This is a genomic window from Flavobacterium sp. SOK18b, from assembly GCF_014156605.1.
Taxonomy (GTDB): Bacteria; Bacteroidota; Bacteroidia; order Flavobacteriales; family Flavobacteriaceae; genus Flavobacterium; species Flavobacterium tiangeerense.
The window spans coordinates 1-10,427 of the sequence record NZ_QKNZ01000144.1 but is presented as its reverse complement, the minus strand read 5'-3'; the positions used below and the strand labels follow the sequence as shown (position 1 = coordinate 10,427).

10 protein-coding genes are annotated in these 10,427 nt (G+C 30.5%); all 10 read right to left on the bottom strand.

Annotated elements, in window-relative coordinates:
• Nucleotides 1-1,139: hypothetical protein (locus DNC80_RS15270; RefSeq protein ID WP_182651950.1), on the bottom strand; the 1,139-nt coding region annotated here is incomplete at its 3' end.
• A gap of 100 nt (nt 1,140-1,239) precedes the next feature.
• Nucleotides 1,240-2,841, bottom strand: coding sequence for a site-specific DNA-methyltransferase (locus DNC80_RS15265; RefSeq protein WP_182651949.1), 1,602 nt, complete (start codon nt 2,839-2,841; stop codon nt 1,240-1,242).
• A 313-nt stretch (nt 2,842-3,154) separates the two neighbouring features.
• Nucleotides 3,155-4,090 carry a hypothetical protein gene (locus DNC80_RS15260; RefSeq protein WP_182651948.1) on the bottom strand — a complete coding sequence of 312 codons (936 nt, stop codon included), beginning with the start codon at nt 4,088-4,090 and terminating at the stop codon, nt 3,155-3,157.
• Between the two features lie 285 nt (nt 4,091-4,375).
• The gene (locus DNC80_RS15255) at nt 4,376-4,600 is read right to left on the bottom strand and encodes a hypothetical protein (RefSeq protein ID WP_182651947.1); all 225 of its coding nucleotides are present in this window, start codon (nt 4,598-4,600) and stop codon (nt 4,376-4,378) included.
• A gap of 58 nt (nt 4,601-4,658) precedes the next feature.
• A complete protein-coding gene (locus DNC80_RS15250) occupies nt 4,659-5,249 on the bottom strand; it encodes a ParA family protein (protein ID WP_182651946.1) in 591 nt (196 codons plus the stop codon).
• Between the two features lie 47 nt (nt 5,250-5,296).
• Nucleotides 5,297-6,820, bottom strand: coding sequence for a DUF5712 family protein (locus DNC80_RS15245; RefSeq protein ID WP_182651945.1), 1,524 nt, complete (start codon nt 6,818-6,820; stop codon nt 5,297-5,299).
• Nucleotides 6,821-6,824: 4 nt separating this feature from the next.
• Nucleotides 6,825-7,487, bottom strand: a complete 663-nt coding sequence (locus tag DNC80_RS15240; RefSeq protein WP_182651944.1) for a hypothetical protein — start codon at nt 7,485-7,487, stop codon at nt 6,825-6,827.
• A gap of 159 nt (nt 7,488-7,646) precedes the next feature.
• Entirely contained in the window at nt 7,647-8,513 is an 867-nt protein-coding gene (locus DNC80_RS15235; RefSeq protein WP_182651943.1) for a toprim domain-containing protein, read from the bottom strand.
• A gap of 301 nt (nt 8,514-8,814) precedes the next feature.
• On the bottom strand, nt 8,815-9,978 hold the full coding sequence (locus DNC80_RS15230) for a VapE domain-containing protein (RefSeq protein WP_182651942.1): 1,164 nt from the start codon (nt 9,976-9,978) through the stop codon (nt 8,815-8,817).
• A gap of 99 nt (nt 9,979-10,077) precedes the next feature.
• Nucleotides 10,078-10,359: a helix-turn-helix domain-containing protein gene (locus tag DNC80_RS15225; protein ID WP_182651941.1), complete on the bottom strand. Its 282-nt coding sequence runs from the start codon at nt 10,357-10,359 to the stop codon at nt 10,078-10,080.
• Nucleotides 10,360-10,427 lie beyond the last annotated feature (68 nt).

Sequence of the window (10,427 nt, the reverse complement as noted above, 5' to 3'; positions counted from 1 at the left end):
TTCACAATTTTATTTTCTTCAGATATAGAATAGTTGATGATTATTTCATCTTCTTCACTGTTTTCGATTATTTTTTCAATCTCAGGGAGAAGTTCTATAATAGATTTTGATAACTCTTTTGCCCACTCTAGTTTTCCTTTATGCTTCAAATAGCTTTTAAAGAGTTTCAAATCATTTAATCCTTCCTCTAAATAGCTCAGTTCATCCATAAATTTTGAAGCATCATCTCCACGAGCTTTTTGGAAGTGTTCGCTTCGTGTTAAATAACTTTCTGATTCTAAATAAAAGTCTTCGGGATTTGTTATTTTGGATATTCTATTTGCATGTTCTATTGTTTCCTCAATATCAAAAAAACTATAACTCAAATGTTTTTTTGCTTTAGCAAAAATATCTTTTGTGATACCATAACTTTTGGAAAATATATAATCATTGAAATCTTCATCTATTTTGGATAGTTCAATAGAATAAGATGATAAGCTTGAAAAATTCAATCCTTCAAAATCTTTTTTAATACGAGTATTGTAATTTGAATACAATATGCTCGATTTGACTTCTTTAATTGTTGATTTATCTACATTATTTGCAATTAACAAGGTCTCTATAAAATGGAGTAATCGGTCTCTTTGAATTATTACACTTTCCTTGGTTTCTGTAGTTGAATTCCAATATGTACTGAAATGACGATCTATTAATTGTACTAATCTATCATCACTAATGAATCGTATTCGTTTGTCTAAATTACGTTTTCTTAAAGTTTTTATTACTGATTCTTCTGCTCCACTCACAATTTTTCCAGTTGTCATAACCCAAACTTCATTTATGAGGACTTGTTTCATATTGTACAAATCTTCATAAGGATTATCAAACGATTGCTCAATTTGGTTTACCACTGTCATTAACCCTGTGTCTGTTGATACATTCCCTGTTAATTTCCCTGTTTTTGCTACAATAGAAAGGAATCTTTGCTCGTTCAGTTTGTCATATTCGAAGCAAATTATATCCTTTCCTCTTTCACTTGTGCCGTGATATTCAATTGGAGCTATATAGCCCATTTTGCTCAAAAGAGGAATAATCAAATCTTGTCGAAATTCTTTTTCATTTAAACTTTTAAGAAGCTCCTTTTTCTCGTTTGGATTCATTGCATTGCGGTCTTACTGTTAAAACTGTTATTTTGGATTTTTTCTTGTATTTCCATTACAATTGAATTCGATTCTTTTCAGCATTCAATCCACAGATACACTAAAATCTAGTTATATCTCGTGGTATTTTCTTGAAAATAATATGATGTTTCAGCATAAAATCCTTTTCAAGTAAACAGTTGTCAGCATAAATGATGTATTGGCTAGCTTTGTGTTTTATTTTAGCCATAAAGTCATAATCAACTGTAGTTTGTCCGTCAATTAAATAATAAAAATAATAATCAGTTTGGTCTTTTGAACCTATTCTGTAGTTTGCTTCTGCAAGGTCTGGAATAGTGGTAAATGGAGTTCTCGTTTCAGAATACCAAATGTATTTCAAGATGTTTTCTATCCCTACAGATTCATTCAAAATATCTTCTTCAAGAAACAAAGGTTCGCCTAACTCATAAAAATTAAAATTACCGCCTGTGCCTTCAATTGCTTTTTTATCTTCGCCATAACCGTTAATCACTCTTTTTACTCTTTCGGCAGTAATGGTATTGGCATAATCTTCCATTTCTATTAAGATGAATTTTCTGTTTCCGCTGTCTTGTTTATTTAAGTTTAAAACAGCATGTGCCGTTGTTCCTGAACCTGCAAAGCTGTCGAGAATTATGTCGTTTTCTGAAGTTATTTGGGATAGAAGCAATTCTATCAATGAAATTGGTTTTGGATAGTCAAAAACTTTTTCTTCAAAAAGAGATTGAATAATTTTCGTTCCTTCTGAATTCAAACCAATTTTATAAGCTTCGTTACTCATCCATGATGAAAGAGGATTTATTTCCGTTTTAAGCTCTTTCGAATATCTCTTCAGCATTGGTTTCCCCAATATTGTTTTTGGAAATACAACTCTACCTTCCTCAATCTTTATGTTCATTGTTTCTGGAAAGTATGTCCATACACGCTTCGGACTTGGAGGGTAAACGAGTCCAGTTTTAGGGTCTACTAAATCAAAAAATTGGTTTGGTCTTTGATCTTTGGTCATGCCTACGGTTAAGTCGCCTAAAGTCCATGATCCTCTCGGATCGTTATCAGGGTTCGAATAATTTTTATAATCTTTTTGACTTCCCTTAAATTCTGAATTATTAGATTTGAAGTAAGAAACTACATATTCATGATCAATCGATATGTTATTTTGAGACATCTGAGATGAAGCTCTTCTTCTCCAAATTAATGATGAAATATAATTTTTAGCACCAAAGATCTCATCACATAATAATTTCAAATGTGAATGCTCATTATCATCAATACTTATAAAAATAGCGCCGTCTTTTGCTAAAAGTTTATGTAGGAGTTTTAGTCTTGGGTACATCATACACAACCATTTGTCATGGCGGGTTAAATCTTCTCCATCTTTTCCTACTACTTCGCCCAACCATTTCTTTATTTTTGGATGGTTTACATTGTCGTTATACACCCAACTCTCATTACCCGTGTTATACGGTGGGTCAATGTAGATACACTTTATTTTGCCTTCGTATTCTGGCAACAAGCTTTTTAAGGCTTCAAGGTTGTCACCGTGAATGATTTTATTACCGCTATTGTTGGGTTCGGGTTGTTGTATGCCATCAGTAAAACTGTACTTTGGTTCTAGTATTTTATAGGGTACATCTTGATGATGGTTGATTACTTTTTCTTTTCCTATCCAGTTTAATGTTGGCATTGTAATTTGCTAGTTTTATTAAGTTGGGTAAAAATAGGATATTATTGTTAAATGAAGGCTATGCTGATTTGTTTGGGTTAATTAAAATTGGTGAAAATTGTTGTCATTTCTTTTATTTAATCTTCTAAGTTATTCTATAAAATTCTTGAGCTCTTTTTAAAAGCTCAAAAGAATTTTATGGAAATAACTTTTGTCCATTTTGATTAGCACTTTTAATATTTTCTATAAAACTAGAATTATATAATACTATAAATCTAGTTTTATATAAATGTATTTTTTTTAACCAATCAAAAGGAAACTCAATTTTTTGTAATTATTTCCTTTTACGGGAACTTCCATAGGTTGGCAACCTTTCTAAATTCTCTTGTGGTATCAAAGTTAAATATAGATTGTTATTGGCTCTTGGCCATAGTCCATAAATGTATTCTACTCCAGGTTCAATAACTATTTTCTGATTGAAGATTATAGTTCCTGTATGTGATGGACGATCAGGGTAATGTTGATCTTTATTAGTGGTTAATCTAAATTTTAATTCATTGGTTTCAATACCTAGATCAAATGAGCTTTTAGTAGTAGCTTCTTTTATTGAAATTTCATTTTTAAAACTAGTTAGTTTATCTAAGTAACGATAATTTATGATCTCTTTCGTGGTTGAGTTTCTTTGTAAACTCAAAAGATTATAAGCCTCAATAGTTTCCAATGATTCAATAAATAGAATCCAATTATCTGAACCCAATATGGGACGATAATGTTTTTTTAATTCAACAAAATTCATTTTGAAGCAATTACATAGCATTCCTTTTTGAAAATTAGAAAGGTGTAGCCAATTTTCAGTTTCAATGGCTTTTTCTAAATTTTCATTTATTTTTTTTTGTTCTTGAACATTTTTCAAACAAGCTTCTTCTTGTTCTTTACTGATGCAAAAATTGCACTTATATGTTGAAATAAGATTACTTGTCAATGCTTGATTGATAGTTGATTTAAAATTCAATCTACTAGATACTTGAAAATCATCAAATTTAGGACAAGACCCACAAGGAATAGAAAACATTAGTAAACCACGTGAAGAAATAAGTTTGTTTAGCTGACTTTGAGAAATTTCAAAAGTTTCCATTATACTTTTGGCTGTATTTAAAAATTCAAAACCATTAAACTTCCAGTATAGTTCAATGATTGATTTCTCTCTTTCAGTACATTTTTCTGAAACTTGAACTCGAATATTAGAGACTTTTTCGTTTATATTTCCCATGACGTTTTTAAAAAAAGCGTGGAACTGTTTCTTGTTAGCACTATAGGTATCTCCAAACACCAGCACACCAAACAAGAACAGCCCACGCTAGGCATGGGCGTCTTAGTTTTGATATTAGCGTGCTATTAATTTTGGAGATTTTATAGTACTAATTCAAAAGCTAAACACTTTATATTTTTATTTCTAAAACTGTATTTTGCTACATTTTATATTGGTTTCAAATTTAGTCAAAGTTTTTAAAGAGCGATATCTATTTTTAAATAATTAATCTATCAAAGGTCGAGTTTAAATAAGAAATGATTTTACAGCCTCGTTGACAATTTGCTTCATACTGGTATCCTCTTGCAAAGCTTTAAGCTTTAGTTTTTTAAGTAGTTCTTTTTCGATATAAAAAGAAAATTGGACTTCTTCTATTTCTTTGGTAACAATAGGAACAATTTTTTGAATTGCTTTTTGCTGATTGCTTGATTTCGCCTTGTTAATTAGGTCATTGATGTTTTGTTTTTCCATAATGATAGATTTGTATTTTTATAGATTTATAGATTTATAGATTTATATTTTTCTATAATCATATTAGCTTGGTTAAAATTTCTTCTGTAAGTTGGTCAATCTGTTTTTGTGCATTTTTGTCATTTGACACCCCTTTTAGCAGAACTGAGCGTGTAAAAGCAACCAAATCACTGATATGAGTATTAGCTATTTTCACGTTATATTCTTCTAAGCCAATTAAAATATCTAGGGTTAAAGTCGTGTTTGGTTTTATCATATTAAAAACAACCAAGGTATCCATAGTTCTTTTCTCTTGTTCAATAATGGCAAGGGTGCTTTTTATGGCAAGCAGATCTAGAATACCGGCTTTAGTTGGCACAATAATTAAATTTGATATTGAAATCAGTTTCGCTAAATGATTAGATAAATAAGGGGGAGTGTCTATGAATATAAAATCATATTGCAGTTCCGAAATACTTTCCAATTTATCTTGATAGGGAATTATTTTAAAATCAGTAACCAATTCTTCTAATTGGCTCAAACTTCCTTGTAAATCAAAATCTAATACGGCAACTCTAGAATTTGCAGCAATATTTTGTGCAAGATTAAAAGTAAGAGTGCTTTTACCAACTCCACCTTTTTGGTGTGTTATTAGTATAATTTTCGGCATGTTTTAAAATTTAAACGGTTATTATTTTTGTAAACTTAGCGAGGGGATTAGTAGCCCAAATCCTTACCACTATCAAGAATTTTCCTCATAACTTTTATTGACAAATCCGTTATGGATTTTGGGAAACTAGTCGGTATCTTAGCAAATGGGATTTGCTCTTTTATACTTTGAATTGGGTTCAATTGTTGCTTTACCTCATTTAACCCAGTGTACTTAAATATGAAATTTTTAGCCTCGTTCTTTACTCCACTGGATATTTTACTTCCTAATTCTTTTTCGGACTTTTCAATATCATAATTTTTCTTTTTATCATTAAAATATTCATACGATTGGTGAATGGGTCTGGCATACTCGAATTTTTTATCGAAAGTTTGCTCTGCCGTTTTGAAAAAAGCACTGCGATTAAAACCAACTTGATTTTTTCCAGCTAAAAGCATTTTGTCCCTTGCGGCTGACAAGGGAGACAGTGATATTTTATCCCGTGCGTTATGGTTGGTTTTATCGTGTCTAGAGACTAAAACATGTACGTGAAAGTTGTCGCCACCTTTCAAAGTGTCGTGTTTGATTACTTCCTTGGTAAATGGATCTCTGTTTAGTTTCGCTTCCAATTCCTTTATTTTTTCAGGATTATTTTTTTCGATTTCAATTTCTCGTAAAAGCTCCTTATTTCTTATAACTTCCCTGTCTTTGTGGTTGTAATGCCTTTGTGTCTCTACTTTTCCATACCAAAGTAAATCATCCCCTGTAAGTTGTCTTTTGCTCAAATCGAACCCTTTTTGATGGGCGAGGTCTCTGTATATACTTTCTTTTTTGGTTCCGTATTCTCTCTCAATTGCTTCATTTACTTTGTTATCATACAATGTTTGAGGAATTTTATAGGTTCCATTTTTTTGTTCATGTACAAGTGTTTTTGGAATAGAGACCTCTTTGTTTCCAAAACCTTCCAAATTCAGTTCAACTTTCAAAGATTTTTTATTTTCTAAAATGATTTTCAAATCTTTTAATTCCTTCCATTCTTTCGGATTTGTATTTTCTTTGATCTCTATTCCTCTTTCTTTCAAGTAATCTTTGTAAATTTTATTTGTTTCCATTTCTAAAGCTTTCTTTTCCTCATTGCTCGGAAGCTTGTCGGGGTTAATGAAGACCTCCCTTTCGAAATTTGAAGCATATTCAGACATTAGATTTTTGGTGTAAAGTTTCAATTGCATTTTGATAAGTTCTTGTTTGCTTTCTTCATGAACAGGACTGTTTTTATCGTATCCTCTTTGGGTTAATTCGGCAACGGCAATTTTTTCAAGGTGTTTTAATTCATCTTTACTCGGCGAAATATTTAGCATGTAAAAATTAGATTCGCTTAGTTTCCGAGACCCTTTATTCGAATCGATAGTATCTTTGACATCATCCATTTTTATGTTTTGCAAAGGTTGTGTCTCTGAGTATTCTTGATTGAAAAAATTCTCCTGTAGTCTTACCTTGTCAGTGTCGATTTCGTTTTCCTTATTCAGATATTCTACAAGCCCTGAACAACTGGAACTTGATTTGGCATCGTGCGCTATAAATTTTATATTCATGATTTTATCGTTTTCGTTTAAAGACTTCTCTATATTCTAAAATATCTTTCCAATCGTCAATATCCCATTCAATTACCACTTTATCCTTACTGATAAGCTGCTTTTCTATTTTTGTATTTTCCTTTAAGATTTGGTGTAATCTTCTGTAAAATCCTAAATCTTCATTTATTCCTTCTATAGTTTTTTCCATGGAAATAAGCAGTTGATTTTTCGATGATAAGTCCCGTGTGAGGCTAATTATTTTTTTATCTAGCTCCCAAATCTTATTAGGTTCTTCCGCTTTTTTAATCAAAGATTCGTTTCTTGATTCAATAGATTGAATGTTTTTATTTTCAAAAAGGGCATTTATTTTTCGGTTCATGGGAGTCCAAATATCTCTCTCGCTTATTTTTAAAATTTTCTCATTCGCTTTAAAATCGTCTTTCATTACCTTTTTTAAATTATTAATTTCAAATTTTAGTTCTTCGAAATTTTTTAAAAAAATGTTTGAGATTTGTTCGTTCGGAGCTATGTTATTTACCTTAAAAAAATAATGGATTTGAGAAATGCACTCGTTAAAAGTTGTGAAAGAATAAGTTTTTTTCAACCAATCAAGCTGGCTTTTGCATACGTTGCTAATTCTGATGTTTACATCCTTCTGCATGTAATTATGTTTACTATTATCCATCGTAAAGTGTTGATTATTAGTTGATTTTTGTCTTTTTTAGTAAAAAAGGAGAAAGAATGCACGCATTTATTAAAAACAGAATAAATTAAAACATTAAAAATCAGTCAGTTGTGGTTTAGATTGTCGCATAGCGCAATCCCCTCTTGCTCCCTCATATCTTCATATTCTATCTTTAATTTCACTGCCACTTACCAAGTATTCATTTAAGTCTTTAAATCCATCAAATAGCACTCTACAATCTTTCGCATTTTTAAATTTCCCTATTACCAATGAAGTGTATTTATCTCCTGTGGTGTCATTGTCTAAGTACAATTCTATAAAATCATAATCACTCAAAACCGAAAAATTCTTCACTAACAATGCCACAGAATTTAAAATCAAATAATCCGATTCCTCTATTTTTAAATTTCCCCGAATCTGTATAAAAGATAAATAGTCGAAAAAACCTTCGTAGATCCTTAGCGTTTTTGATCCATTATGGATTAATGATATGTCTTTCTTGCCTAGGCATATTTTTGAATATTTAGATCTGATTTCCCAACCTAGACTTTTATTTTGAAATCCTAAAGCGAAGTAGTTTTTGTCATTTATTGTGTAATGAATTTCTTTTAGCAGTTCAATATTTTTAGAATTATTTATTTGTCTTGTTTTTAAATACTGAACTAAAGCAACATGTTGAACCGGTAATATTTTTTCAACTTGATTTTTACTATTCACTTCCTTAGTTCCTGTTTCAAAAATTTGCTTTTGAAAAGAAAAAGAGCTGTCAAAATCGCTTAAAAAGACTAAAGCATCTTTCACTGTGTAATCGAAGTATTTAACTGTAAAATCAACTGTATTGCCACCAAAACCACTTGAATGACAATACCACCGATTTATTTTTTGATTAACCTTAAATGAAGCTGTTTTTTCTATTGCAAATGGGCTTAAATACCAACTTTCAAATCCATTTGTTTTTTGTGGGTTCAGTCCCATTTTAAATAATATTTGTTCTATTGGGATATTTTTTGCTTGTTGTATATTCATCTTATTTTTTGTTTCAGTAGCGATTATTTCTAAACAGTTTTTCGTGATTCATCTTACCCAACTTACCCAACCCAGTAGTAGCGGGGTGGGTAGGTTATTTTACTATCTATTTTTATCTTACCTATCTTACCCATTAATTTAATAAGTAATTGTTCTTTAGATTTTTAATGTTTTGGGTAAGATGGGTAACCTTGGGTAAGAAGAATATTGTATTAAGTTACCCATGATTTCCCTAATGTTTTAGGTGCTTACCAATGTTTGGGTAAGATGGGTAAGTAGAAATCAAGTTTTTCTAATATTTTTAATTTACAGGGAAAAGAGTTAATGTTTTAACCATATAACCGTAAACCCGCCTTTCTTTATCTTTAATGCGTTCAAAACCTAAAGACATCATTGCTTTGCCGATATTAATATGATTTAATCGTTGGTACTTTATCGATAAATAGTGTAATACATCGCTTGATGTCATAAATTGCTGTTCTTCTATGTTTTCTGGAATTAAAAAATATTTGCTAATAATTTCATGCTCAACTGATAAAGTAGTAAATTTCGAATTTCTTTTTTCATTTTCTTGTACATCTTGAAATGACAATTCAGAATCAAAATTGCTATTTGCAAGTGCATAAGCTTGTGCCCAAACATGGTCTATATTTATTTTTTTCTTGTAGTTAAAATTGATGGGATTGATAAGTTCAAAACAAAGCCACCTTACGCTTCCAGTTTCATCATTTAAAAAAGTTGCCATATTGGTACTTCCAATAAACGAACATACTCTTGATAAAATGCTGTTTTTTCTATCATAAGGTAATCTTTCATTTATATGTGTTTTCGAGAAATATGATTTAAGTTGGTTTATTTCTTTTCGGCTTAATACTGCCAGCTCATCTAAATTTAAGAGAAAGTTCTTTGCAAGCAGGATTCGCGCATCCTTATCACTACTTATATCTTCTGCAATATAATTAGACAAATCAGGAGGACACATAAAACGGCAAAATGTTGATTTGCCGGAGCTTTGCCCTTTATGGACTAAAATAAATGCTTGTTTATTGAAATAGTCATCTAGGAATACACATTTTACAGTCCTTACACACCATTTTACAAAATGATATTCGAATTGTTTTTGGTCAAATGTTGATACATAACTAGCTAATTCTTGAATATGTAACTTTCCATCCCACTTTGGAAGCGATAAAAAATATTCTTTAATAGGGTTGAAATTAGTTACATAATCACTCCTTAAAAGCGCTATAAGATTCGAGATAGAAATCTTTATACCTTTTTTTTGCAGTTCAATATATAGTGAATTCTCATTTACAGATTTAAATTTTTTTTCTTTTTTGGGTTTGTACTCAATTTCTAGTGCAATTTCATTGTATCTGAAATCGTATTTTTCTGAAAGATATTTTTCGGTAATGCCGAAAATGTTGGATACAAAATCACTATTTTCTTCTTTTTTATTTTCCATTTAACCATACTGATATGGAAAACTTTGCGTAAATTTGCATTGTCTTCATTTATGAGATATTTAGGCGTTAACGACTTTTGCGAGGTGTTTGCGCCTTTTTTATTTCTGATTGTTTTTTCTACCGTATTCAAGTAGTTCTTTTGGAGAATAATAATATCGACCGTTATAGTCATAATGGGGTAAATCTTTATTCTTTCGCCAATCAATTATTGTCGGAAGTGAGATTTTCAAGAATTTTGATGCTTCTTTTTGGGAAATTAAATCCTCAGGGTTAGATTCGTTAGAAGTCTTTGATATCTGGAAATTTTGTACTTTATTAAGTATTATTTCTACAACTTTTTCTAAATCTTGCTTACTGTGTGAATACAATTGGATAGACATAACTTTACTTGTTTTTAATTAGTATTAATCGATTTTTCAATACTGTAAAGTTGTAAATAAGAAAAGGA